Origin of the sequence: Celerinatantimonas yamalensis (assembly GCF_046054155.1) — a bacterium.
In the GTDB taxonomy this organism is placed as follows: domain Bacteria; phylum Pseudomonadota; class Gammaproteobacteria; order Enterobacterales; family Celerinatantimonadaceae; genus Celerinatantimonas; species Celerinatantimonas yamalensis.
In genome coordinates this window covers 267,900-292,581 of sequence record NZ_JBEQCT010000004.1, presented here as the reverse complement: position 1 = coordinate 292,581, position 24,682 = coordinate 267,900, and the positions used below count along the sequence as shown (strand labels likewise).

General features: G+C 45.2%; 23 protein-coding genes. 6 read left to right on the top strand and 17 right to left on the bottom strand.

The annotated features are described in order from the left end of the window. Window positions 1–71: 71 nt before the first annotated feature. The 10 genes from ABUE30_RS11130 to ABUE30_RS11085 form a co-directional block, all read right to left on the bottom strand. Complete coding sequence (locus ABUE30_RS11130) at window positions 72–722, bottom strand: HAD family hydrolase (protein ID WP_408623846.1); 651 nt, start codon at window positions 720–722, stop codon at window positions 72–74. A gap of 20 nt (window positions 723–742) precedes the next feature. Beyond that, the gene (locus ABUE30_RS11125) at window positions 743–1,246 is read right to left on the bottom strand and encodes a GNAT family N-acetyltransferase (RefSeq protein ID WP_408623845.1); all 504 of its coding nucleotides are present in this window, start codon (window positions 1,244–1,246) and stop codon (window positions 743–745) included. 149 nt (window positions 1,247–1,395) lie between these two features. Beyond that, window positions 1,396–1,773 (bottom strand): hypothetical protein, encoded by a 378-nt coding sequence (locus tag ABUE30_RS11120; protein ID WP_408623844.1) that lies wholly within the window; start codon window positions 1,771–1,773, stop codon window positions 1,396–1,398. Between the two features lie 111 nt (window positions 1,774–1,884). Further along, on the bottom strand, window positions 1,885–3,186 hold the full coding sequence (gene ltrA, locus ABUE30_RS11115) for a group II intron reverse transcriptase/maturase (protein ID WP_408623843.1): 1,302 nt from the start codon (window positions 3,184–3,186) through the stop codon (window positions 1,885–1,887). 616 nt (window positions 3,187–3,802) lie between these two features. Next, window positions 3,803–4,837: an SIR2 family protein gene (locus tag ABUE30_RS11110; protein WP_408623842.1), complete on the bottom strand. Its 1,035-nt coding sequence runs from the start codon at window positions 4,835–4,837 to the stop codon at window positions 3,803–3,805. Between the two features lie 115 nt (window positions 4,838–4,952). Next, complete coding sequence (locus tag ABUE30_RS11105) at window positions 4,953–5,678, bottom strand: DUF4145 domain-containing protein (protein WP_408623841.1); 726 nt, start codon at window positions 5,676–5,678, stop codon at window positions 4,953–4,955. 89 nt (window positions 5,679–5,767) lie between these two features. Further along, window positions 5,768–6,121 (bottom strand): hypothetical protein, encoded by a 354-nt coding sequence (locus ABUE30_RS11100; RefSeq protein ID WP_345416687.1) that lies wholly within the window; start codon window positions 6,119–6,121, stop codon window positions 5,768–5,770. Further along, the gene (locus tag ABUE30_RS11095) at window positions 6,111–6,878 is read right to left on the bottom strand and encodes a toll/interleukin-1 receptor domain-containing protein (protein ID WP_408623840.1); all 768 of its coding nucleotides are present in this window, start codon (window positions 6,876–6,878) and stop codon (window positions 6,111–6,113) included. The genes ABUE30_RS11100 and ABUE30_RS11095 overlap by 11 nt, the downstream gene beginning before the upstream one ends. Window positions 6,879–8,247: 1,369 nt before the next feature. Then, window positions 8,248–8,859, bottom strand: coding sequence for a single-stranded DNA-binding protein (gene ssb / locus ABUE30_RS11090; RefSeq protein ID WP_408623839.1), 612 nt, complete (start codon window positions 8,857–8,859; stop codon window positions 8,248–8,250). A gap of 279 nt (window positions 8,860–9,138) precedes the next feature. Continuing rightward, window positions 9,139–10,509, bottom strand: coding sequence for an MFS transporter (locus tag ABUE30_RS11085; protein WP_408623838.1), 1,371 nt, complete (start codon window positions 10,507–10,509; stop codon window positions 9,139–9,141). A 149-nt stretch (window positions 10,510–10,658) separates the two neighbouring features. Between ABUE30_RS11085 and uvrA the strand changes: the two genes are divergently transcribed. Next, window positions 10,659–13,487, top strand: a complete 2,829-nt coding sequence (gene uvrA, locus ABUE30_RS11080) for an excinuclease ABC subunit UvrA (RefSeq protein ID WP_408623862.1) — start codon at window positions 10,659–10,661, stop codon at window positions 13,485–13,487. Window positions 13,488–13,671: 184 nt separating this feature from the next. Here the strand turns inward: uvrA and glpD are convergent, their stop codons facing one another. Continuing rightward, window positions 13,672–15,186, bottom strand: a complete 1,515-nt coding sequence (gene glpD, locus ABUE30_RS11075; RefSeq protein WP_408623837.1) for a glycerol-3-phosphate dehydrogenase — start codon at window positions 15,184–15,186, stop codon at window positions 13,672–13,674. 508 nt (window positions 15,187–15,694) lie between these two features. Next, complete coding sequence (locus ABUE30_RS11070) at window positions 15,695–16,453, bottom strand: DeoR/GlpR family transcriptional regulator (RefSeq protein WP_408623836.1); 759 nt, start codon at window positions 16,451–16,453, stop codon at window positions 15,695–15,697. 290 nt (window positions 16,454–16,743) lie between these two features. Here ABUE30_RS11070 and ABUE30_RS11065 point away from each other — a divergent pair, with 290 nt between their 5' ends. Beyond that, entirely contained in the window at window positions 16,744–17,592 is an 849-nt protein-coding gene (locus ABUE30_RS11065) for an MIP/aquaporin family protein (RefSeq protein ID WP_408623835.1), read from the top strand. Between the two features lie 23 nt (window positions 17,593–17,615). Next, window positions 17,616–19,136, top strand: a complete 1,521-nt coding sequence (gene glpK / locus ABUE30_RS11060; protein WP_408623834.1) for a glycerol kinase GlpK — start codon at window positions 17,616–17,618, stop codon at window positions 19,134–19,136. Window positions 19,137–19,186: 50 nt separating this feature from the next. On the opposite strand, the gene ABUE30_RS11055 is transcribed toward glpK, so the two are convergent. Then, window positions 19,187–19,966 carry an NAD(P)H-dependent oxidoreductase gene (locus ABUE30_RS11055; RefSeq protein WP_408623832.1) on the bottom strand — a complete coding sequence of 260 codons (780 nt, stop codon included), beginning with the start codon at window positions 19,964–19,966 and terminating at the stop codon, window positions 19,187–19,189. Between the two features lie 85 nt (window positions 19,967–20,051). Here ABUE30_RS11055 and ABUE30_RS11050 point away from each other — a divergent pair, with 85 nt between their 5' ends. Continuing rightward, entirely contained in the window at window positions 20,052–20,966 is a 915-nt protein-coding gene (locus tag ABUE30_RS11050) for a LysR family transcriptional regulator (RefSeq protein WP_408623831.1), read from the top strand. Here ABUE30_RS11050 and ABUE30_RS11045 read toward each other — a convergent pair. Next, entirely contained in the window at window positions 20,950–21,321 is a 372-nt protein-coding gene (locus tag ABUE30_RS11045) for a flavin reductase family protein (RefSeq protein ID WP_408623829.1), read from the bottom strand. The two genes, ABUE30_RS11050 and ABUE30_RS11045, sit on opposite strands and share 17 nt — an antisense overlap. Next, a complete protein-coding gene (locus ABUE30_RS11040) occupies window positions 21,321–21,569 on the bottom strand; it encodes a hypothetical protein (protein ID WP_408623828.1) in 249 nt (82 codons plus the stop codon). Before ABUE30_RS11040 ends, ABUE30_RS11045 begins: the two co-directional genes overlap by 1 nt. Before the next feature lie 443 nt (window positions 21,570–22,012). Between ABUE30_RS11040 and ABUE30_RS11035 the strand changes: the two genes are divergently transcribed. Next, a complete protein-coding gene (locus ABUE30_RS11035) occupies window positions 22,013–22,228 on the top strand; it encodes a DUF1127 domain-containing protein (protein ID WP_408623827.1) in 216 nt (71 codons plus the stop codon). Between the two features lie 232 nt (window positions 22,229–22,460). After that, window positions 22,461–23,387, top strand: coding sequence for a tRNA (adenosine(37)-N6)-dimethylallyltransferase MiaA (miaA, locus tag ABUE30_RS11030; protein ID WP_408623825.1), 927 nt, complete (start codon window positions 22,461–22,463; stop codon window positions 23,385–23,387). On the opposite strand, the gene ABUE30_RS11025 is transcribed toward miaA, so the two are convergent. Then, window positions 23,360–23,602: a DUF3624 family protein gene (locus ABUE30_RS11025; protein WP_408623824.1), complete on the bottom strand. Its 243-nt coding sequence runs from the start codon at window positions 23,600–23,602 to the stop codon at window positions 23,360–23,362. The two genes, miaA and ABUE30_RS11025, sit on opposite strands and share 28 nt — an antisense overlap. Before the next feature lie 244 nt (window positions 23,603–23,846). Then, a complete protein-coding gene (locus ABUE30_RS11020; protein WP_408623823.1) occupies window positions 23,847–24,665 on the bottom strand; it encodes a 4'-phosphopantetheinyl transferase family protein in 819 nt (272 codons plus the stop codon). Between the last annotated feature and the right edge of the window lie 17 nt (window positions 24,666–24,682).

Below are 24,682 nucleotides of genomic sequence, written 5' to 3'. Positions count from 1 at the left end.
CGCCTTTGTACACAGGCGAAAAACGAACGCCAGTGAGTTTTGAGTCCAAAGCCCGGAAGGGCTGCGTGCTACTATTTGTTAGGAGCAAGCACACTTTCAAGTAGTTCTTCATGATTTTCGATGTAGTAATCGGCTTTAAAGCTATCGTGTTCCCACATACTGCCTTTAAAACCTACAACCTCACAACCCGCTTTCTGAGCTGCAATTGCTCCATTTGATGAGTCTTCGACAACCAATGCTTCTTTTGGACTGATACCTAAACGGCTTACCGCTTCGACATAACACTTCGGAGATGGTTTATGATCTGACACATCATCTGCTGTAATAACTACATCAAATGCAAAGTCTGGTCCTATCATTTCCAATATTCGATTGGCCCTGATTGGTTTGGCACTAGTAACCATCCCTAGGAAGTAACCTTCATTACGCAATAACTTTAATACACTAACGAGATTAGGCATTAAGCCAATTAAGTCGTAAAAAGACATCTCTTTCTGAACATCATACCCAGAGACTAATTCCTCGACAGAATCCTTTAACGAATATTTCTCCTTAATAAACGTCCAAAACTGCATTCCGCTTAAACTACCCAGCGTCATGATCTCGTCAGCAGATATTTGAACTCCATGCTCGGCTGCTGATTCTGAAAGAACAGAATACGCACAACGATGGGTATCAATCATTACTCCATCCATATCAAAGAGCACAGCACAAATATTCATTTAGCTTCCTAACGCTTCAATCACGCGAGTTTCGCGTGCATTGGTTTGTTATCTTCTAGTAACTTATCAATTTGAGGTTGATTTAACCGGAATACTGAAATTTCATCTAATTCTTGAGCTCCTACATTCAAATAAAACTTAATTGCAGAGTCATTTGTTTTAAGTGCCCACCACTCAAACCGGGCACAATCTTTTTCTCTAGCTATTTGAGCCAGATACACGATTGCTTTCTTGCCAACTCCCCTTCCTTGGCACTTAGGCTCAACATATAAATCATCCAGATGCAGACCTCGCTTTCCTGTTGTAGTTGAAAATGTAAAGTAATAAACAGCAAATCCGCATGGTTTCTCATCTAGATAAAAAATAACGGCTTTTGCTACAGCATCTTTACCTAGTAGGTTCGTCTCTATATCCGATAGAGTAACAGAAATTGGGAAAGGAAATTTTTCGCTAATAGCCAAATCGCTAATGTATTTCAAGATCAGTTTCGAATCAGTATCTTGGGCCGGTACAAATTTCAACATTCAATTTTCACTCTGAAAGATAACGCCCAATTAAGGTGTGAGGCCCGCAATACCAATGCTTCCGCAGACCACCTTAATCACTAAAACCAACGCATAGTGAGAATGCCACGCGTGCCGAATCACTCTTAAATTGTTTGTTATGCAGCTTTCTAATACGGTAACTCATCAGCTTCAATGCCAACATGATCAGGAGCTAGATATTGAGGAAACCTGACTGCTCGGATTGTATCGTGACCAAGTAACACTGCTTTACACACTCTGTGCATACCATCCATTACCCTACCTTTATGACACAGAATGATTGGGTATAATAAGTCAGCTTTTTGGATGAGTTTCGTGTGCTCTATAATATTTCTACAGGTTGGTTTTGCACCACCTAGCTCAAACCAAAATTCTTCGTCTAACTCACTGATGTCTGCTAGAGAGATTTCGATAACTGGCAAATCTTTAGCTAGTTCAATTAGCCGGAAAACATCCCACGATAACAGCCCTTCATCTGAGCTTCGAAAATGATACTGTTGTCTCATAATTCTCCTTGCTGCAATCGTGGTAGAACGATCTGTTACCAGACCGACCCCACACAGATCCGGACGTGCAGAATGACCGCATCCGGCTCTTCAGTTATATAGTCACTCGTGTTAAACACGTGCCTGATACCAGTCGACATGAATAAATCGCTTACTCACTCGGGGTCGCTCTAATCCATAATACGTTAACATCGTCTTGAAATGACTCCAGTTATAACTCTTCCGTCCACTTCGCCTATTCAGCCATTTAAACAGACTACGAACAATGTCATTGTAGAGCCCGTCGCAGCTGCGGCTGTTGTCCGGCAGTCCAAAGTAATTTCTGTATCCCATCAGTTTTCGCCTCAGCCCCGGCAACCAGTGATTCAATTTCTGATGCCGTTGGGTTTTGATGTAGAGGTAATACTCTTTCAGACTGGTCTTGTACTTTTTCGTACTCGTTTCCCTTCTGAGGTGTGCTTTACCACTCATATCTTTTGCCCAATAAAAGGCAAAACCCAAGAACGTAAATTGCCTCTTGCGACTGGGATGAAATCGACTGAAGCGCATCAGAGACGTTTTCTCTTCCGCTACTTCTAGATTAAATTTCGCCAGTCGTTTCGGCAACACCTTATAAAAGCGCTCTGCATCATGCGCATACTGAAAAGCGCAGACAAAATCATCCGCATAACGGATCAACATCGCTCGCCCCTTCATCCTTGGTTTTACTTTCTTTTCAAACCATAAATCAAGAGCATAGTGGAGATAGATATTCGCCAGCACTGGGCTGATAATTCCGCCTTGTGGCGAACCACTCTGCGGTTTCTCGAATACCCCTTCGGGCGTTTTGATCCGCGCTTTCAGCCATTGACTAATGAGGCTTAATATCGCTTTATCATCAATGCGTTCACTCAACATCCTCATCAACCAATCGTGGTCGAGATGATTGAAGAAACCTTTAATATCGGCTTCTACAATGTACCCATAACCACTGTATTGGAGATTTAACGTTAAGCTTTGCACGGCTTGATGCGCACTTTTATTCGGTCGGTAGCCATAGCTATTACGCAGAAAGTCCGCCTCCCAGATACTTTGCAGGATCTGGCTGACACTTTGCTGCACCAACTTATCCTCAACGGTCAGTAACCCAAGAGGTCGTTGTTTGCCATTGGCTTTGGGAATGAAAACCCGTTTTATGTCATTCGCCCGATAGCACTTCTGCTTTAGGGCATCCGCTAATCGGGAAACATTCTTCACCAGTTGTTGTTTATATTGAGGCAGTGTGACGCCATCAATACCCGATGCAGAATGTTTATTGAGCTGTCCCCAACTTTGATACAGTAAATCTTCCCCCAATAATCCATATAGGTTCTGAAATCTGTGTTTGGGGTGGCTTTGTGATTTAAATGTGATCGCGTTTAGTTCGGTTGTCATAGTTTATCCAGCCCTACATTGTCCGGTCTATGTCTCTGCTAAACACGGGATATAACTGCCAGTCCCTTCGCCATGTGATCGGCTTTCCCGTCTCGGACTACTATGAACTGGTCTGACTGCCAAAGGATCATCGTTGGTCTCGCTTTTGGCTAAACGTCCCTACCATTTCCTTATGGAACCCCTTGGCTCTCTCAAGTTCCTGATGAATCTCTTTATGCATACCACGGCTTAATAACTCCGCTGACTCGCCGCAACCTCACTTTTAACGGTTGCTTTGCTTGGACTTCGGTGGCGTTACAAACCTCGTCAGTCAGATTGGCTTTATCGAAGCGATACCAGCACTTCAGGGACACGTATCCCCTATGGTCTACATAATTCTCTGTGTACGCTTCACCTGTTTTGTTCACCGTAAAAAAAAATCGGCTCCGCCACAGGCGCAACACTCGATACAGGTGGTGAGTTAAACCTTACCTGACAGGGACTTTCACCCTGCAAGATGCATCAAGCTTCGCTTGACGCACTAACGCTGAGAACAGTTGCAAAAATATATGGCGCTATATTTTGGGTACCAAAATTCGTGACATATATTTTTGTCAATTGCTTCGACTTGTTATATTTATTTCACTTCCGCCTTACTGGTGAGTTTTCCTTCAGACTCTTCGTAAACTAGCGGTAAAACCCATAATTGCAAATATTCTAGAGAGCATTTTTTTAAAAACGGATTATCTTCCCATGGATTTTGTCGTAAAGTCGCCATTGCATACGCATCACAACTTCTTCGCGGATGAATTGCACAGTATGAATTAAAGTAATTATTATGAACTACACAATGTTCACTAGCGATAAAGTCTTTCCATTTTGCCTTTACTTCTTCAGCATCTTGAATGTCAATAACTTCGATCATAGCTAGACTTTTAACCGGATTTATAGCCCAAGTATCTAATAGTAATTTTTTCGCTTCAACATCCGTTATTGGAGCACTGTATCCAAATATAGTTACAAGATATGCGGCTTCTAGAACACTTTGTAATTCACTCCATTCAGCATGTATAAATGGATCTTTACTATAATCTTTGTTACCAACCGGATAAAGTAACTTTGATGGAGTAAATTGTTTTCCACAAAAATCACAACGATTTTCAATCCATCCCTTAGAGCTACATTCCTCACAACAGCCAATAGAAACATTGCCGTGAAGAAATATGATTTTTGGCATACTGTCGAAACCGACTATATCTTTATTTCTTTGATAAGCCTTTGCTAAAAATGGATCCCAATTAAAAGTTGCAATTATATCTTTTGAACGCAATCCCAGAATTAGATAATCGTATATTGTTGGATTTTCGGGCAATTCCATCTCACGAAAATATCGTTCCACTTCTTGCTCAATATCATTAACTAAGTCATTATGCTTACCAGACTTAACCAAACTGTCGTAAACAGATTCAAAATTGCCACCGGCATATTTAACATCATATTTATCAAATAAATACTGAATATTTAGAACTTCAACTAAATTATTCATTAATGGCAATTTTCTACCATTTTTATCACCGTTAGGAAAAGCAGCTAAACTGGCTCCTGCACCAAGAATAACTACATGAGGTGATTCATTTCGATTTAACTCGATATTTAGTTCAGGCAACCTCATTAAATACTCCGAGTTTGATTATAAATATAACGCCTCAATAAGAGGCTAAAAATTGTGGGCTAAGATACGAGTGAAGCGAGATAGCCCGCGGTTTTTAGTCCTTTTAATTGACTTGTTAGAACACATTTTTAGTAACCCAATTCACACCGTCAATTAACTCTCTAACTTGCTCTTTTGTAGGCTCGTCATCTTTTTTATGAGAACATAAATTTCTAATATCTGCTAGGTAGCTGACTTTACGCCATGTAGGAATATCGTATATTTCCTCTTTTTTTAGCGGATCATTTAAATCAGCTACCGTTGGTGACTTTTTCTTAATTACTACATTGTGATTTTCCGCAACTTTTTGGAGGTAGCCTTCCAGCACAACTCCAGCTAGGGCGCCAGCAGCTCTAGGGCTGATTTTAATCAACTGATTACATGACGATAACTCGGCATCTTTAATTTCTGCATAAATGCTTAATTCTGCATTTGCCAAAACCCCATCGATTCTTGAATTTAGTGACTGCAATAATGAGTGTTGATTAAACAAACAGATACCAGCCTGTTCTGCTGAATCAAACCCATTAAGAATTGGAGCGACTCCTTTGACATAATCTTGAATTACCCATGTCCCCCAAGACAAGGATTTTCTTTTAGGATCAATTTCATAATATGATTTAAATTCTGAGGCGCGATCAGGAGCAAGAAATGAGACTAATCCAATAGCTTTGGTATACCACTTTTGATATTCAATTTTAAAACTCTTATCTGTTATTTTACCTTTCAATATATCAGATATATCTTTCGCATCAGTACCAAGCTTATTTAACTCATATTTAATCGATTCTTTGGAGTTCATATTCAACCTTGTGTTCTAACGCCCAGCTCAGCGGGCAATTGGAGCGCAGCGTAAATTGCTCCGCTGCAGCTGATTGTTATATTTTGTTGTCATGGAGCGACATCCGGAATTGACGACTGCGTTGTTGGTTGGAGTTTGGAGACAGTCTTTGGATTTAGGGCAATTTTCCACACACCAATTAGCATTCCTAGTACGTCTACAAACAACGCTGCGCCAGCTGAAGTAACAACCAATTCAGGGAAATCAGTGTTGTTGAATAGGATATAGACCGAAACAACCATAACAGCCACAAGCAAAATTATTGACGAAAAACCCATTGCTAATCGCAATATAAACCACCATTGGTCATGCGATTTAGCTTGATCGAAAGTTTCTCTCTCTTGCCTCAGTTGTTCTGATGCTCTTTCAAGGATTACGGGATTTAGCTCTTCATTATTTGTCATGACGAGCCTCCATCTCTTTTAGAGAATTGTGGAGCTCGTCAATTTTTCTCACCAGCTCATCTTTATGAGGCCTCTCTTTTCGCATGTAAAGCAGAGAACCGAGCATAGAAGCCATAGTGCCAACAAGAAAAGCTATGATCCATTCAAAATTGGAGTACTCGATCTTTGCGACCCAGCCCAGCAAACCAATCGATACAACAACAGATGAAACCAAGGTCGCAATCATTGCGATAAAAAACATCTGACGGGATTTAAACTTTCTAAATTCTTCATGCTCAAGACTTTTTATCTTAAGCAACTCCTTTTCGATCTCTATGCTAGTTACTTTTGCTTCGAGATCCTGTTGAATTGACGTTTTTTTATCACTTCGCAAACCTTCAATAAGCCTAGACATTCCAGTTTCGAAGTCTTGACCTCTGGACATATCTAAATATAGATAATCTTTTAAGAAAAAAGGAATCTCAGAGTTTTTCTCTACAACTATTGGAATCAGCTTTACAGATTTACCGTTTAGCTTATTGCTAATCGCAAGTGACATCTCTTGATGAACCCACCGGCTCTTATCGGTGTTTCTCGAGATAATGAACAAAACTGCATCTGAAGCATCAATCGCTTCATTAATTGAAGATGCTAAATTCGACCCCATTGAGATATCAGCTTTATCGTCGAAAACGTCGATATCGCTGTGCACCAAATAATTTCGTATCTTTATGGCGATATGAGCATCTTCATTGGTATGGCTGATGAATACCTTCATTCCTGATCCTGAAAAATATAACATTTTTATATGAAGCATGCTCAAATTCCACCCCTTTGGGGGCAAAGTGAGCAAGCTGTTTTTAAAGGACTATCATACAGTTAAGTCTTATTTGGCAAAATATACCCTCGCGATAAATGCGCATGCGCATTTTCTCTCTTCGCGTTGCGCATTATCCAACCTTACATTTAGACTAATATATTGATTTTTATTTATTTTTATAATGATGTTTATAACAAAGTGCGCATCAGTTGGGGCGGATCTGCGCTCGCGATGGCACATATACAAATAATACTGTCTATCCATACAGAAATCAGAGCATTCACAATCGCCATCGCAAAATGGCTATAAAGGTAGATATCGCCGATCAGTGATCTGAGCCTATAAGCTCAGATATCATTCAAACGATCGATGCCGCTATCACTAGTCTATTCATGAGTGCTGTATTTGGTGAGGTGACAAATAAGCTTGACGACAAGCTAATTAGGTTGAACCACGCTACCGCCCCCCGATGTAGTCAATTGGGTTGCGCCGGTTACGAAGATACATTGAGATGTGTATCTGCGAATATTTCACCATACTGATTTACTCATCACCACACAATCGCCTAAAAGAGTTAATCCGCCTGTTTATATGATTTAACTCTGATATTTACACTATTTTTTCAACATATTTTTGATTGCTCATTGAAAGAAATTTTTGAACACCTTCGTTTGACTAAATTCGCTTTGCAAATCGCACCGGCTCCCTTGGGGCTGCATACCGGAGCTATCCCTGTGCGTCTAGGTGAAACTGAAACACCCATCTTTTTTATTCCCTCGGGATGAGGTGATGATTCGTATGTTATTTCCTTGGCGCAATATCGTCACGTTAGCGGCCCAATCTAGGTGCTGCCATGGTCGGCTAATGGCGAACCTTATGCCCCCACGATGGAAGCTATAGCCAAGAGAGTGCTTCCCTCCATCTAGGCAATCCTACCTCAAGGGTCGTATAGAATGACCAACAATAACTAGAGGTGCCACATCCTCCAAGTTCGACTTCACTATCTTCAAATAAAACAGCTTTTTCATCTCTATTTTCAGACTGAGCTATTATCTCTCCCCTCAAATAAATGCTGTGGCGTATTTAAGCAATTCATTTGCGACACTCAATGCGCTGCTCTTTCCAAGAGTTGTTCGGGGAGTCCATATCCGTAACGAAGAGTCATTCGTTTATTTGATCCTTCGTTAGCATCGGTAATCCTCCTTGTAAATTAACTGGGATACAAATATCAAAAGTGTTAAACATAAAAAACCCAGCGATAGCGCTGGGTTTTTTATGTTTAATTTTTAAAAGCGTTTTAATTTACACTTTTAAATTATACGTGAGCTTAGAACGGAATATCGTCGTCAAAATCCATTGGTGGTTCATTATAGGTCTGCTGCGGTGCATTTTGCTGTGCTGGCTGTGGAGCCGATTGTTGGGCTGGCCGACTCGGGCTTGGTGCTGGTGAAAAACCACCTTGTTGCGCCGCTGCTGGTTGTTGATTAAACCCGCCGTTTTGTTGTTGTGGCTGGCCTTGGTTAAAACCACCCGCTTGATTTTGATTAGAGTTGCCCCAGTTACCTTGCTCAGGTGCGCCACTGCTTTGTCCTTGACTTGCGCCGCGGCTGTCGAGCATTTGCATTTCGTTGGCAACAATTTCAGTTGTGTAGCGATCATTACCTTGCTGATCTTGCCATTTACGCGTTTGCAGTTTGCCTTCGAGATAAACTTTAGAGCCTTTGCGCAAGTATTCACCAGCAATCTCAGCCAAACGCCGATACATCACCACACGATGCCATTCGGTGCGCTCTTGCTGTTGGCCTTGCTGATCTTTCCAGCTCTCAGATGTAGCCACTGTAATATTTGCAACGGCTCCACCATTTGGCATGTAGCGCACTTCTGGATCCTGACCTAAGTTGCCCACCAGAATAACTTTATTTACACCTCTACTACTCATACATGCCTCTTTGCTTACAATTCATTGGATGACTCATCGATAATGAATCGAAATGGTCAACCAAGCTCGACCATTTCATCTCATCTATTTGACAAATTATAAGGGAGGATGCTTAGCAACACAATCTGAGCTCGCCGATGTTTGGCGTCTGTCACTTAGTCATTCCCTTTGCTTGCGGCATAACAATATAGATTTCAGCACGAAGCCCTCTGCACCCAGCCTTATTTATCAACGGCCTACCTCAAAATAGCGCAAGCAACTTTAAGATAGGAATTAACGCTATGCCTCGCGGCCAAATTCATGGACCAAAGCTTGCGCGTAAGCTAAGTCAAACTGCTTATGATTCACTTTTAAATAAGCCGTTTGTTCGTCAGGCAATACCACCACTTCGACCACGCCATCTAACTGTCCCAAATGATTGACGAGCGCATCACTGTCTAATTTTTGAGTATAACTGATCGTGTGGTTTTTCAGGCCACTTTGTACTTTGATCCCCATCGCAATGGCCATCCAAACCAATACCACCAACATGGCAACCAAAACCAGTGGCATCCGGCCAAAATGGCTCATCACCAAGCCTGCCATCGAGCCACCAATAAATGCACCGATAAACTGACAAGTTGAGTACACTCCCATCGCACCGCCTTTTTGTCCAGCAGGCGCTAACGAGGAGATCATCGCCGGCAACGAGGCTTCCATATAGTTAAAGCCAGTGAAAAAGAGCAAGGCGGAGAGCACTAACATTGGCAGGCTACTGGCAAACAATAAGATAAGGTTGGAGAGGAAAAAGATAGCCAGTGCCAAAAGGAAGTAACCGCGATGTTGATTGCGCTTAGCGGCTAAAATAAGCATTGGAACCATCAACACAAATGAGCCAAATAGCACGGGCAGATACAAATACCACTGATGTGAAGCAGCTAACCCAGCTTCAACCAAACGTCCAGGAAATTGCACAAATTCGGCGGTCAATAAAAGATGTAAGGCAAAAATACTCCAATCTAAGCGCAGCAATTGCGGGTGTTTAATTGCCTGTGCAAACTGAGCCAGCGACGTCGACACCTCGCCTTTTGGTGCATGCGTTGAGACATTGGGCACCACCAGCCATACAGCTAAAATACCTAATATGGCAAACCCAGTACTGAACCAGAACATGCCACTTAACCCAACCCAGCTCGCCAATGGCGGACCAAATACCAAAGAAGCGGCGAAGGCTAAACCAATACTCATGCCGATCGTTGCCATCACTTTAGACCGGTTTTCTTCACGGCTTAAGTCTGCGGCTAGCGCTAAAATCGAGCTGGCAATGGCACCCATTCCTTGGATCGCACGTCCGGCAATAACCCCCGTCATCGAGTGGCTTAAGGCCGCCACAACACTCCCGATGGCAAAGATCACTAAGCCTGTGATGATCACCGGTTTTCGTCCAATTCGATCCGATAACCAACCCATGGGGATCTGCAAGATGGCTTGTGTCAACCCATAGGCACCAATAGCTAATCCTACTGTGAGTGGGGAGTACCCATCTAAATGGCGCGCAAATATCGCCAACACCGGCATAATCATAAATAAGCCGGCCATCCGTAGCCCGAATACCAGTGCCAGCGACATAGCCCCACGTTTTTCTGTTGCAGAAATTGCTCCTACAGCCATATCGTTTTTTCCTAAAAGTATCAGTTGATCGTACAAAATGTCTGCATCATAGCATGGCAAAAGGCGGATCGACAGCTACGCAAAGGATGCTCCATTTGACGGGTTATGCCATACTGGTGGATTGTCAACTGAACTATGCCTTAGGTGATATGGATAATATTGAGATACGCGGTGCACGCACCCACAACTTAAAAAACCTCAATTTGACACTCCCTCGCGACAAACTGATTGTCATCACCGGATTATCCGGTTCAGGGAAGTCATCACTGGCATTCGACACGCTCTACGCCGAAGGCCAGCGTCGCTATGTTGAATCATTATCGGCCTATGCGCGGCAGTTTTTGTCGTTGATGGAAAAACCCGATGTTGACCACATTGAGGGGCTCTCTCCAGCTATCTCCATCGAACAAAAATCGACCTCGCATAACCCCCGTTCGACCGTTGGAACCATCACTGAAATTTACGATTATTTACGTTTGTTATACGCCCGAGTGGGTGAACCACGCTGTCCTCACCACGATGAGCCACTCGCCGCACAAACGGTCAGCCAAATGGTTGATAATGTGCTGGCGATCACTGGCGGTAGCCGTTTAATGTTACTCGCACCGGTGGTTAAAGAACGCAAAGGGGAACACGTTAAGACCCTCGAAGGGCTCAATGCGCAAGGTTTTATCCGAGCCAGAATTGATGGGGAAGTTTGCGATCTCTCTGATCCGCCAACGCTTGAACTACGTAAGAAACACACCATTGAAGTGGTGGTCGACCGCTTTAAAGTTCGCGATGATCTCCAGCAACGCTTAGCTGAATCTTTTGAAACCGCCCTTGAGCTGTCTGGCGGCACCGCCATTATTGCGCCAATGGAAGGCAATATGGATGAATTGGTTTTTTCAGCTAACTTTGCCTGTCCAGTATGTGGCTACAGCATGCAAGAGCTGGAGCCGCGCCTATTTTCCTTTAATAATCCCGCGGGCGCTTGTCCGCATTGTGATGGACTAGGGGTTGAGCAATTTTTTGATCCCGAAAAAGTTATTGTAAATGCTGAAATCAGTTTATCGGGTGGCGCCATTCGAGGCTGGGATAAGCGCAATTTTTACTACTTTCAAATGCTGCGCTCCTTAGCCGAACATTACAAATTCCCGCTGGATATTCCCTACCAAGAGCTAGATGATCCCACCAAACAGATGCTGCTCTATGGCTCAGGCAAAACCAAAATAGCCTTTAAATATGTCAACGATCGCGGTGATATCACACTGCGCGAGCATCCCTTTGAAGGGGTGATCCCGAATATGCAGCGCCGCTACCGCGAGACCGAGTCAAATGCAGTGCGCGAAGACTTAGCAAAATACATTAGTAGTCAAAGCTGCCCGCATTGCCATGGGAGCCGCTTAAAAGAAGAAGCACGACACGTATTTATCGGCCAAACCACCCTACCGATGATTACGGATATGTCGATTCGCGAGGCACTAGACTTTTTCAGTACGCTGAGTCTAACCGGACAGCGCGCGCAGATCGCCAGTAAGATCTTAAAAGAGATCAATGATCGCTTAACCTTTTTGGTCAACGTGGGGCTCGATTATCTCTCTTTGTCACGTAGTGCCGACACGCTTTCTGGCGGTGAAGCGCAGCGGATCCGCTTAGCGAGCCAAATTGGAGCGGGTCTGGTTGGGGTGATGTATGTGCTTGATGAACCTTCGATTGGCTTGCATCAGCGTGACAACGAACGACTGTTAAGCACCCTCACTCGCCTGCGCGATCTGGGTAACACCGTCATTGTGGTGGAACACGATGAAGATGCTATTCGCGCTGCTGACTATGTGGTTGATATTGGTCCTGGGGCAGGGGTACATGGTGGACGAATCATTGCCGAAGGCGCGGTGCAGCAGATTATTGACGAACCAGAGTCATTAACAGGACAATATTTAAGTGGTAAAAAGCAGATCAAAATTCCAACCGAGCGCCATCAGCCCGATAATGGTTGGGTGGAGCTTATCGGCGCATGCGGTAACAACTTAAAAAATGTCTCAGTTAAGTTCCCAATTGGTTTAATGACCTGTGTAACAGGGGTTTCAGGTTCAGGCAAGTCAACACTGGTTAACGACACCTTGTTTAAGATTGCCCACCGCGATCTTAATAAAGCTGACGGCAATGACATCGCCCCTTATCAATCCATTCATGGTCTTGATAAGCTCGACAAAGTCGTGGATATCAACCAAGGCCCGATTGGCCGTACTCCGCGTTCAAATCCAGCCACCTACACGGGTATTTTTACGCCGATTCGAGAACTGTTTGCCGGCACCGGCGAGTCGCGAGCGCGCGGTTATAAACCTGGACGGTTTAGCTTTAACGTCAAGGGCGGCCGCTGTGAAGCGTGTCAGGGTGATGGGGTCATCAAAGTCGAAATGCACTTTTTACCCGATATATATGTGCCCTGTGATAGCTGTAAAAGCAAACGCTACAACCGTGAAACCCTTGAAGTAAAATACAAGGGCAAAAGCATCCATGAATGTCTGGATATGACCGTCGAAGAAGCGCGCGAGTTTTTTGATCCTGTTCCAGCCATTGCCCGGAAGTTGCAAACACTGATGGATGTTGGCCTGTCCTATATCAAACTCGGTCAGGCGGCAACCACTTTAAGTGGCGGCGAAGCGCAGCGCATTAAGCTCGCCCGCGAGCTGAGCAAGCGTGATACAGGTTCAACTTTGTATATTCTCGATGAACCGACCACTGGGCTGCATTTTGCCGATATCGAGATGCTGCTGAAGGTGATCCATCGATTACGCGATCAAGGCAATACCGTGGTGGTCATTGAGCATAACTTGGATGTCATCAAAACTGCCGACTGGGTTATCGATTTGGGCCCTGAGGGGGGCAAAGGTGGCGGGGAAATTCTGGTCACTGGCAGCCCAGAAACCATCGTGGAAGAAAGCAGCTCGCATACCGCGCGCTTTTTACAACCCATTCTCAAGCGTGGTTATTAAACATCGCGGGGAATCGGCTCCCCGCTTTGAAGCCGTATTCAGTGATGAACCATTGACTTAGGTTAGGCGATCAACCATGGGCATTGAAGGCTGAATGGAGGCCCTTTATCAGCCTCCATCAGCTCCCAATCAGTAAGATCTGGATCTCACTGATTGGGGACACGACCGATAGCCTGAATAATGGCTAACCAACCAACGCGATAGACGGCTTACTTTTATCAAGTCGCCGCTCAAGGTACTGCTCTAATTGCAGCTTAACTTTATTATCCGTTAAGATACCCAGTTTAGTCCGCCGCCAAAGTATATCCTCAGCGCTGCATGCCCATTCATATTCAACCAAATAATCTACTTCAGCTTGCGAGATATGTTCGCCAAACCACTGCCCCAGATCTTCTTTACTTACCGCCCCAGCAAGCCACTTTTGCGCATTGGAGCCATAGGCATGAGCAATCCGAAAACACTGCTCCGCATCAAAAAATGGATACTTGGTGGTGAATTGCTTAGCAAGTTGTGTCGGATCACAGTCAGCACCGGGTAAAAGACTCTGTTCACTTTCACATTCGCCGCAGCCCAAGTAGGGTTGCAACTTATTCATTGCCGCTTCAGCTAATTTACGATAAGTCGTCAACTTACCACCAAAAACCGATAAGATCGGAGCCTGACCCTGCACGTCTTGTAGCTCTAAGGTGTAGTCTCGCGTAATGGCCTGCGGTGAATCCGATTCATCATCACACAATGGCCGAACACCCGAGTAGCTCCAAATAATATCTTCATGACGGATATTGTGCTTAAAGTGTTGATTGACCACATCACACAGATAATCAATCTCTTTGTCGGTAATTTTCGCCTGACGGGGATCGCCGTGATATTCTAGATCAGTTGTACCAATTAAACTGTACTGATGCATGTAGGGGATCACAAACACGATCCGACGATCGGTATTTTGCAAAATATAGGCACAGTCTTCTTTATGGATCCGTGGCACCACAATATGACTGCCTTGGATCATGCGCACCCCTCGGGGAGATTTTAATGCGAGTTGTTCTTGGAATATCGATTTAACCCAAGGCCCACCCGCATTGACCAGCGCTTTCGCGCTCACTTCATACGATTCGCCGCTTTGTAGACTCCGTGCATTTACAATCCAGCGATCACCACGACGAATCGCTCGCTCACAGGGTGTATAGTTATACACGTCAGCGCCTAAATCGCGAGCATGCATCACATTCGCCACCACCAAGCGGGCATCATCTACCCAGCCGTCTGAATATTCGAAGCCTTTGGTGATCTCAGCGCGCAGCGCACTTTGGTGGGGATTAAATTTAAGCGCACAGCTACCGGGTAAGGTCGTACGCTTAGCTAGGTGATCGTACAGAAACAGACCAATACGGATCATCCAAGCAGGACGTAAATGGGGACGATGAGGGAGGCGAAAGCGCATCGGCGTAATCAGATGGGGCGCTTTTTTAAGCAGAACTTCGCGTTCAGCCAATGCTTCGCGCACCAACCGAAACTCATAATGCTCCAAATAACGCAGCCCACCATGGATCAATTTTGAACTTGCTGATGATGTTGCACTGGCAAAATCGTTCGCCTCAAACAGCGCTACTTTTAGCCCTCGCTCAGCTGCATCAGCCGCAATACCTGAACCGTTAATGCCGCCACCAATGACGACTAAATCATATTCGCGAAGCTCCATGCATCCTCCAAACCACTAAATGTTAAATCATTTAACACCATTATTGTTCGAAAACGAAAATATTCAAGTGGTTTTTATCATAAATGTTCGAAAAGATAAATCAGATCACTCAAAACGAACATTTCAACGTACATTGTTACATTTTTGTGTCTATATACGGACATTAATAGTACTTCGGCAACAGTGATACACCCTCGCACATTAACACTAAGCAATCCGCACCGAGTCATCATCATGCACAAGCACGAATAAGAATTCCGGTTAGATTGTAGCGGCTGAGTATGACAATTTAATTAATAAGCGCAGCGCTCCCGCTGCGCGCTGAGCACTGAATGAATCCTCTCTAGAGATGGGCAAATAATGCGTGCGAGCTCTCGACTTAGCTCATCAAATCATGTGATTTTATTGGCGGAAAAAATAAATTAAAATAGGCAGTTAGCACCTTAGTGGTGCCTAAATAAACCGCCCAAAAGCCCAATGCTCTTGGGCTAAAGAATCAGCTCACCGCTTAGCAGATATGGCAAGCCACTTGATGCTGCGTCAGTAGATTGGTGATAGCGGCAGGCGGTGGGGCATCGGTAAATAAGGCGTCAATCTGGCTGATATTGCCCATATTGACCATCGCATTACGACCAAATTTACTGGCATCGGCTGCCAAAAATGAATGTCTCGCATTTTCGATAATAGCCTGTTTGACACGCACTTCATGATAATCAAAGTCCAACAGGGAGCCATCGCTATCAATCCCAGAGATCCCTAAAATGCCGTAATCCATACGAAATTGATGAATAAAATCACGGGTCGCTTCACCAATAATCCCACCATCACGATGGCGAATTTCACCCCCGGCCAAGATCACAGTAAAATCTTCATTTTTCAATAAGATACTTGCAACATTTAGATTATTAGTGACAATTCTAAGTGCTCGATGATTCAATAACGCTTGCGCCACTGCTTCGGTCGACGTACCAATATCGATAAACAGTGATGCCCCATGGGGGATCTGCTCGGCGATGCATGTGGCAATGCGTTCTTTGGCTTGTTGAAAAGCCACTTTGCGATTAGCGTATGCATCATTGACCGTACTGGTCTGCAACGATGCGCCACCGTGATGACGCTGAATACGCCGCTGCGCGGCCAGTTCATTCAGATCACGGCGGATAGTTTGCGGACTGACCTGAAAATGATTCACTAACTCTTCGGTACTTAAAAACCCCTGCTCGGCCAGATGTTGCAGTATTTGGCGATGACGCTCCGGCTGCTTCAAGATATTATTCCTCTGTATGATGATTCACAAATGCGACGCCGTGGGCGCTATTGTTCATGGTATCTCGCTTGTCGATTATGTAAATCATTTGCGCTTATTTTTTAGCTATCCGTCCAGAAGTGATTATTTATTAGACAATACATCACGTTAAATTGCGTTTTGCTCGATAACGCTCATTAACGAACATTGAAAATGAGTGATATCGCTCACTAAATTTAAAATTGATGTTTCCCAAATGTAGCTAACATGTCAATAATCGAATAATTCACATAACAATCTGGAGAAAACAGATGAAACAAACAGTGTATCCTCGTTTATTCAATGAGTGCGTTGCCGAAGTCATTGGCACCGCTCTGTTCATGTTTATCGGCACGGGATGCGTCGCCGCGCTCGTCGTCGCCGGCGCCCATTTTGGTCAATGGGAGATCAGTATTATTTGGGGGTTGGCCGTCGCATTAGCCATCTATGCAGTCGGCGGTGTCTCTGGTGCGCATATAAACCCAGCCGTCACCTTAGCTCTAGCCAGTTTTATGGGTTTTGAATGGCGCAAAGTACCCTTCTACATTATCGCTCAGTTTATTGGCTCAGCATTGGGTGCGGGGTTAACCTATCTACTCTACCAACCGCTAATTCAGGACTTTGAAAGTACCCATCACATTATTCGTGGCACAGTTGCTAGTTTGCAAACGGCGGGGATATTCACCACTTTTGCCAATGCGCACATCAGCTATTTTCATGCGATGGGTGTTGAACTCGCCATTACAGCTATTCTGATGTTTGGCATTCTAGCGCTTGGTGATGACAATAACATCGGCTCCAAAGGGATCTTATCCGGTCTATTTATCGGTCTGCTAGTCGCCATTATTGGTGCATCCTTGGGCCCGTTAACGGGCTTTGCCATGAATCCTGCCCGTGATTTGGCACCGCGGATTATGATCGATTTACTCGGCTGGGGAAATGTAGCGATGACCGGTGGACGCCATATGCTCTACGCTTGGGCACCCGTTGTCGGTTCCATTTTAGGTGCACAGCTTGGCGCTGGACTGTATATCAAATTAATTAGCCCAGCATTGCTCGCTAATAAAGCACCAACGCCCAGCCCTGAAGAACAACTTGCGCCAACAGCCCAAAACAACTAATAACAAGACTAAGGGAATCAACTATGACTGATTTATCTCAACAAAAAGAATATATTGTCGCGCTCGACCAAGGCACAACTTCATCGCGCGCGATCATCTTTGATCGCAATGCGAAGGTTGTGGCCATCTCTCAGCGCGAGTTTAGCCAGTACTATCCACAAGCAGGCTGGGTTGAGCATGACCCTATGGAGATCTGGTCCAGCCAAAGTTCAGTATTAGTTGAAGTACTGGCAAAAACAGGGATCCGTTCCGATCAAGTAGCGGCCATTGGGATCACCAATCAGCGCGAAACCACCATTGTCTGGGACAAAAAAACCGGACGCCCTATCTATAACGCGATCGTTTGGCAGTGCCGACGTACCGCTGGCATTTGTAATGAATTAAAAGAACGCGGTCTTGAAGCATATATCCGCGAAAACACAGGTCTAGTCGTCGATGCCTATTTTGCCGGCACCAAAGTGAAATGGATCCTCGATCATGTCGACGGCGCCCGCGAGAAAGCCCAGAATGGTGAGTTGTTGTTTGGCACCGTTGATAGCTGGCTGATTTGGAACATGACCCAAGGCCGCATCCACGTCACCGACTATACTAATGCGTCACGAACCATGTTGTTTAACATTAAAACACTGCAATGGGATCAGAAGATGCTTGATGAACTCGGCATCCCCTCGTCAATGCTCCCTGAAGTCAAAAGTTCCAGCGAAATCTATGGGCAAACTAACATTGGGGGCAAAGGCGGCACGCGTATCCCTATCGCGGGGATCGCGGGGGATCAACAAGCGGCATTATTTGGTCAGCTATGTTTAACCAAAGGCATGGCAAAAAATACCTACGGAACAGGCTGCTTCTTGCTGATGAACACTGGCGAAAAACCCGTTCAATCCAGTCATGGACTGATTACCACCCTAGCTGTAGGTCCTAAAGGTGAGGTTAACTACGCCCTTGAAGGTTCTGTGTTTATGGGCGGCGCCACCATTCAATGGCTGCGTGATGAACTTGGCATTGTACACGAAGCACAAGATACCAATTATTTTGCCAGTAAAGTGCAAGATACCAACGGCGTGTATCTCGTTCCTGCGTTTGTTGGGATGGGGGCACCGTACTGGGATCCTGATGCGCGCGGCGTGATCGTTGGGCTAACGCGCGGCGCAAATCGTAACCATATTATTCGTGCAGCGCTGGAATCTATCGCCTATCAGAGTCGCGATCTGCTCGACGCCATGCAACAAGATTCCGGACTAAAACTGGCCAAACTTAAAGTTGATGGCGGCGCTGTTGCCAATGATTTCTTAATGCAGTTCCAAGCTGACATTATGGGCACGCGCGTTGAACGTCCACAACTAACGGAGTCCACAGCGCTAGGTGCTGCGCTCCTGGCAGGTTTGGCCGTTGGGGTGTGGCAATCGACCGAAGAGATCAAACAAAACCTTGAGATTGACCGTACCTTTGCCCCTGAGATGGCGATCGATGAGCGAGAAAAACGCTATAAAGGTTGGCAAAAAGCGGTGAAACGTTCACTGCACTGGGATAGCAACGACGACTAACCGCTTTCAGTTTTAAATAATCCTTCTATATATATAAGGGCGAAGCGCCATCAACCTTTACGATGGATCTTCAGCCCTTTTTCAGCAGCTGAAAGTCTCGGATGTAAGGTCAGCGCGGGGAGCACATAATCGCCACCATTTTGCTGGCGAAAGTCAATCGGTTCAATCTGCTCAATATGGTTCAAACGTTCGGTAAGTAACTGACAACAATGTTCAAATTGCGCCGCATCAAAGCGACCAACGCGGTAAAAAGCCACCGCCGGTAACACGCTGAATCCCGCATAAAACAACATACCATGCTCAATCGGGAATAATAGATCACTAAGCGCGCCATTAATCCCCCGCTCGCTATAGTGCGACTCCCACCCGCCCATCGTGGTCACGATCATCGCCCGCTTTCCAGCAAAGCTGCCTTCACCATAACGATCGCCCCAGTGCTGCTGGTTATGCTCACCGACACCATAACCCAGTCCGTAGGCATAAACGCGTTCAAACCAACCCTTCATAATCGCTGGCATCGAAAACCACCACATAGGAAACTGCCAAATGACCAAGTCGGCTTGGTGCAGCTTATCTTGCTCAGATTTAATATCCGCAGGCTGGCTATCATTTAAAAAAGCATATTGGGATGCACTCGAGGGATCAAAGCGCTCATCAGCGCGAAGATGGGGAAAATCGTTCTGATCTAAGCTCGCTTTCCAGCGCATCGCATACAGATCTGACACCATCACATGGTGACCCAAAGAGTTAAGATGATCACAGATAAAGCTTTTCAGCGATCCGTTCAGTGAGCGCGGCTCAGGGTGTGCATAGACAATCAATACATTCATGGTGTTGCTCCGTTAGAAACCTGCCATGACAGTACAGCCGCCCATGTTATAGTTAAAATGAATGCAAACTATAGTAGCTATTAAAATGATTAATTTAATGACGATCGATCTGAACCTGCTGCGTACTCTGGATGTGTTGCTTGATGAGCAAAATGTGACCCGCACGGCTCAGCGGCTGTATCTCTCCCAGCCATCAGTCAGTGTGCAACTAGGCAAACTGCGAGTGATATTTAACGACCCACTATTGGTGCCGCAAGCGCGAGGCATGCAGCCGACCGCTTTAGCACAAACACTCGCTCGGCCCTTAAAACAGACGTTAGCCGACTTAACCCAATTACTGAGCAAGCTTGATAGCTTTGATCCACACCATTCGCGACAAACGTGGCAGATTAGCGCCGCCGATTATGCGGCTGTCACCATCATTCAACCCGCCTCGATAGCCATCCGCGCCCAAGCCCCGCACACTAAACTCGCTCTGATGCCATTAATCCCGCAGACACTCGAGCAGCAACTCCGTCAAGGAGAGATAGATATCGCTTTGCATGTACTCGATGATGCCCCATTGCCACTGCGCTATCGTCCACTCATTCGTGAAAACTATGTATTATGTGCCAGAGCTGACCATCCAGTTTTCGCGCAACACCTCTCACTCAATGATTTCTGCGCACTTGAGCACATCATCGTCTCACCTAATGGTCATGGCTTTCAGAGCCAAATCGACCAAGCATTGGCCAAACTAGGCCATCAGCGTCAGGTGGTGTTATCAGTACCGCATTTTTTAGTGATGGTGCAGTGGCTTAGCCACAGTAATTTAGTCGCAATGCTCCCAGAGCGTTTAGCCAAAGCCTATCAATTGTGTTATCGCCAGCCACCGCTTGAAGTCGCGGGCTTTGAATTGATGATGCTCTGGCATGAACGTAGCCACCGCGATCCGGCACAGCGCTGGCTGCGGGAGCAATTACTCGCCCAATCTGACCGTGAATCTATTTCGGTCGCTTGATGGTTACTATATCACCGGGCAGCTGATAAATATCACCACCAAGACGTGCTAATGGGGCCAATTTTTGCGGATCAACACGCAAGCGCCCGTTATCGTTAATACAGGCTATCTCATCATCTATATAAACCTGAGTGACTCGACCAAAGACTAGTGTTTGCGCCGCGTTATCGCCGATTGATTGCAACTGATAGAGCTCACAACCTAACGCTACTTTCGCTTGGCTAATGCGCGGCAATGGGAATTTGGTCATCTTGGTCATCGACAAACCACTCGGTTCAACTTCCGAGTAATTACGAGGCAAACTCGCCGCCGTTTGCGTGACTTGTTCGGCGAGGGACGCATCGGCAATATGCACTACAAACTGGCGCCGCTGGCGAATGTTATATAGCGTATCTTATCACCACGGCCATCGACGGCCGGCGCCACTGAGAACATCAATACTGCAGGCGCAGCACATACGACGGTAAAAAAAGAAAACGGGGCAATATTGTAGTTCCCCGAATCGTTTTCACTCAAAACCCATGCAATGGGTCTCGGCGTAACAGTTTGGATCATAGTGTGATAGCAATCCGTCATATTAAGCCCAGAAAAATCTAAATCCACAAAACCTCCTATTGCTGAGCTGACTTTTCTATCATACCGATTGTTGAACACCGCATCAGCGAAAGATCAGTAACAATCATCGCCACGCATATCTATTCACCGAAGCGGCGTGTAACCGCTGGAATATGCACCTTTTATAAATAATTCAAACAACACATTTTGGGATAATTTTATTTATACATATGAAATGTTATATGCATCACAAAAATGCAATATTTAAAACATTGATGATATTTTTGAATATGGCACATAATTAATTGAAATTTATACATTTTTAAATAATTAATAGATTTTTATAAATTTCTATTTAATGGTTGCAAAATTGTTACAGAAAAACATTTATAGATTAGAAAAAGTAATCCTTTGGAATGAGTTTTGCTCGTTTGATGAATACTCAATAACTGTCTATTATCTGATCATAATTTACAGAGGAGGAATCCACCATGACAACTCGTATCGCACACGTTGAACGTCGTAATCAATCGGCTAATAACCTGAAACAATTTATCCAAATCGCATCAAACATGATGAATCATTGGCATGAACGCCAACGGACTCGCCAACATCTTGACGATATGCCAGCTTATTTGTTGCGTGATATCGGCTTGGATGAACAGCAACGTCAGCAGGAACTTGCCAAACATTTCTGGCAACGCTAACGCTTTGTAAGGATACGGATTCATCCTATGTTCATCGGCGCGCTTGCGTGCCGATTTCGTTTTCAACGAAGTCACATACCACCGCAATAAACCGTTAACCCCAAGCCTTAATCACCAATCACCGCTTAATTTGCACACCATCGCGTAAGCTATCGCTTAAATTATTGCAGTGCTTCACGGGCTCTTGCTACACTTCGCACTGGCTCATCCCGTCTATCAGGCAATCCGCTTTATGAACACGCAGCAACCCTACAACTTATTGGTTATTTTAGGCCCGACCGCATCGGGCAAAACCGGATTAGGCGTCGCGCTCGCTCGTCAACATCAAGGGGAGATTCTCTCCGCTGACTCGCGACAAGTTTATCGAGGGATGAATCTAGGATCCGGTAAAGATCTCGACGAGTATGGTGAAGTGCCTTACCATTTAATTGACCTTGTCGAGCCGGGTCATGATTATAGCCTGTTTCATTATCAGCGAGATTTTTTCGCCAGTTATCAGCACATCTGTCAGCGCCAACAACTGCCAATCATGGTCGGTGGTACAGGGCTTTATATTGATGCCATCACGCAAAACTATGCGCTGCATGAGGTGGCTATCAACCATCCGCTGCGCGAACAGTTAGCCGAGCTCACCCTTGAGCAGTTACAAACTAAACTATTAGAGCTAAAGAGCAATCAACACAACCATACCGATCTATTAGTGCGACCACGTTTGGTTCGCGCTATTGAGATAGCCATGGCCGAACAACAGCCTCAACCCGCGCCTGAATACCCAGCTATCAATCCACTTATTCTCGGTGTCCAGTGGCCTCGCAGCGAATTGCGAGCCCGGATCACCGCACGCCTTAAAGAGCGCTTCAATCAAGGTATGCTCGAAGAAGTAGAAAGCTTACATACTCAGGGCGTAAGTTATGAACGGTTGGAGTTTTTTGGCTTGGAATATCGCCTTGTTGCTCGTCATCTAAAAGGCGAACTCAGTTATAACGATATGTTCCAAAAATTAAATTCACAGATCCATCAGTTTGCCAAACGCCAAGATACTTGGTTTCGCAAAATGCAGCGCCGCGGTGATACCATTCATTGGTTAAACGCACATGGGGACTTATTAGAGCAAGCCAATGAGTTACTTAGTCACTGTCGTTGGGCTGACTCAAAATAACGATAGTAGAGCGCCATCACCAGATGCGCAGCCAGCAACAAAGCCGCCGCGCCGGTCACAAACATTGCCAAAAAATGGTAAACCGGCGTCATCGACTCGCTCCACCAAAGCGTGGTGAGGCCTATCAGCAATAACAAGAGATTTAACAGCATACATTGGCGGCAACGCCCCAACTTTTGCCAAAACCAGTCGCTCGAACACCGTTGACACGCCATTATCATCTCCCATTGTTAATCGTCAATCATAGCATGCAAAACGCTCTTTAAACGCGATTCAACGCAGCCTGTTTAGCCCAAGGACCATCGTCCTTTAGCTCATCGTTCAGGCATACCCACTTAATATTAATTTATTTCATAGCAAGAGAGACTAAGTGTGTTATGGGCGCAGCACTACAAACATAGACTGTTTTCTATGAGTGTAGCTAACGCTTATTAGTGATGAAAAATAGCACTCAGCGTCCTATTTAATATTGGGATAAAGTAATGTCGTCGCCAATTGCTTGTCACATTCAGAGCTCACGGCAGAACAAAGGGTAAAGACATGCCGTGGGCTGAGCTCAAATACGCCGTGATAGGTATCCCCTTGACGATGCTGTGTAGTTAAAGTTTTATTCAAGCGCAGTGAAAAAGTTCGCTGTTGTATATCAATTTTGTCAAGTGAGACACATTGAAACCCGATAAATTGCTGAATCTCACCAAACAGTGCTTTAAATAAACTCTCTTTGGTTGAAAAAGCCAGATAAGTTGCCAATTCAACATCAGCAAAATAGCACTGCAGCACTCGCTTTTCATCTGGGGTGACGATCTCATCCACCAAATTCAAGATAAACTGCGGCTTGATAAATTCCAGATCAAGCCCTAAACGGCGCTGCGGATGCTTCGCGCTAACAATCGAGCAGGCAGTTTGCCCAGAGTGGCTGATGCTGCCGATAAACCCTTCGGGAAACAGCGGCTCTCGAAAAACGCCACGAGGAACATGAAGTTCAAGACTGCCCGCTAAGGTAAGTGCGTTCAAGGCGGCTAATCGACCTGCGAAAAACTCGGCTCGGCGCTTACTTAGCGCATGTTGTAGCTCACTGGGACAAGCAATGGCATAACGCCCAAACCAACTATCTTGAAAAAATTCAGCCTGCCAATCAACTTGGCTAAAGAACAGATCACTATCGTGTTTGGCTACCCCGACACTTAGGGTCAAGCCAGGTTCAACAACGCGATTTGTTACACGAAAGTGCGGAGGGGATGGAAAGGCAAAGGTCGGAACAGGGAGCTCAATTAGCATAATATGGGATCTCTTCG

Excerpts from the sequence above, each read along its gene's own strand:
- ABUE30_RS11130 (WP_408623846.1), bottom strand. The coding sequence starts at position 722 with ATGAATATTTGTGCTGTGCTCTTTGATATGGATGGAGTAATGATTGAT.
- ABUE30_RS11125 (WP_408623845.1), bottom strand. The coding sequence starts at position 1,246 with ATGTTGAAATTTGTACCGGCCCAAGATACTGATTCGAAACTGATCTTG.
- ABUE30_RS11120 (WP_408623844.1), bottom strand. The coding sequence starts at position 1,773 with ATGAGACAACAGTATCATTTTCGAAGCTCAGATGAAGGGCTGTTATCG.
- ltrA (WP_408623843.1), bottom strand. The coding sequence starts at position 3,186 with ATGACAACCGAACTAAACGCGATCACATTTAAATCACAAAGCCACCCC.
- ABUE30_RS11110 (WP_408623842.1), bottom strand. The coding sequence starts at position 4,837 with ATGAGGTTGCCTGAACTAAATATCGAGTTAAATCGAAATGAATCACCT.
- ABUE30_RS11105 (WP_408623841.1), bottom strand. The coding sequence starts at position 5,678 with ATGAACTCCAAAGAATCGATTAAATATGAGTTAAATAAGCTTGGTACT.
- ABUE30_RS11100 (WP_345416687.1), bottom strand. The coding sequence starts at position 6,121 with ATGACAAATAATGAAGAGCTAAATCCCGTAATCCTTGAAAGAGCATCA.
- ABUE30_RS11095 (WP_408623840.1), bottom strand. The coding sequence starts at position 6,878 with ATGAAGGTATTCATCAGCCATACCAATGAAGATGCTCATATCGCCATA.
- ssb (WP_408623839.1), bottom strand. The coding sequence starts at position 8,859 with ATGAGTAGTAGAGGTGTAAATAAAGTTATTCTGGTGGGCAACTTAGGT.
- ABUE30_RS11085 (WP_408623838.1), bottom strand. The coding sequence starts at position 10,509 with ATGGCTGTAGGAGCAATTTCTGCAACAGAAAAACGTGGGGCTATGTCG.
- uvrA (WP_408623862.1), top strand. The coding sequence starts at position 10,659 with ATGGATAATATTGAGATACGCGGTGCACGCACCCACAACTTAAAAAAC.
- glpD (WP_408623837.1), bottom strand. The coding sequence starts at position 15,186 with ATGGAGCTTCGCGAATATGATTTAGTCGTCATTGGTGGCGGCATTAAC.
- ABUE30_RS11065 (WP_408623835.1), top strand. The coding sequence starts at position 16,744 with ATGAAACAAACAGTGTATCCTCGTTTATTCAATGAGTGCGTTGCCGAA.
- glpK (WP_408623834.1), top strand. The coding sequence starts at position 17,616 with ATGACTGATTTATCTCAACAAAAAGAATATATTGTCGCGCTCGACCAA.
- ABUE30_RS11055 (WP_408623832.1), bottom strand. The coding sequence starts at position 19,966 with ATGAATGTATTGATTGTCTATGCACACCCTGAGCCGCGCTCACTGAAC.
- ABUE30_RS11050 (WP_408623831.1), top strand. The coding sequence starts at position 20,052 with ATGATTAATTTAATGACGATCGATCTGAACCTGCTGCGTACTCTGGAT.
- ABUE30_RS11035 (WP_408623827.1), top strand. The coding sequence starts at position 22,013 with ATGACAACTCGTATCGCACACGTTGAACGTCGTAATCAATCGGCTAAT.
- miaA (WP_408623825.1), top strand. The coding sequence starts at position 22,461 with ATGAACACGCAGCAACCCTACAACTTATTGGTTATTTTAGGCCCGACC.
- ABUE30_RS11025 (WP_408623824.1), bottom strand. The coding sequence starts at position 23,602 with ATGGCGTGTCAACGGTGTTCGAGCGACTGGTTTTGGCAAAAGTTGGGG.
- ABUE30_RS11020 (WP_408623823.1), bottom strand. The coding sequence starts at position 24,665 with ATGCTAATTGAGCTCCCTGTTCCGACCTTTGCCTTTCCATCCCCTCCG.